The sequence below is a fragment of the Holdemanella sp. DFI.5.55 genome, assembly GCF_020593575.1.
GTDB classification, from domain to species: Bacteria; Bacillota_I; Bacilli_A; order Erysipelotrichales; family Erysipelotrichaceae; genus Holdemanella; species Holdemanella hominis.
In genome coordinates, this window is the sequence record NZ_JAJDMK010000323.1 from 1 (window position 1) to 250 (window position 250).

At 53.2% G+C, this 250-nt stretch carries 1 pseudogene; it reads left to right on the forward strand.

From position 1 onward, the window contains the following. A pseudogene (gene proA, locus LJE08_RS14275) lies at positions 1 to 250 on the forward strand (gamma-glutamyl-phosphate reductase); the annotation flags it as partial.

Consider the following 250-nt stretch of genomic DNA (forward strand, 5'->3'; position numbering starts at 1 on the left):
GGCAGTTGATATGCCCAAGAAATTTACCGATCGGCTGCTGATCAATGAAAAGCGCATTGAAGACATGGCAGCCGGCTTAAAGACCGTCGCGCAGCTGCCTGATCCCGTTGCCAAGATCGACAAGGGCTGGTATACGGCTGATGGACTGCAGATTCTGCAAAAACGCGTTCCTTTAGGCGTAATCGGTATTATCTTCGAGGCGCGGCCAAACGTTACCGTTGATGCCGCGGCCTTGACGTTTAAGAGCGGC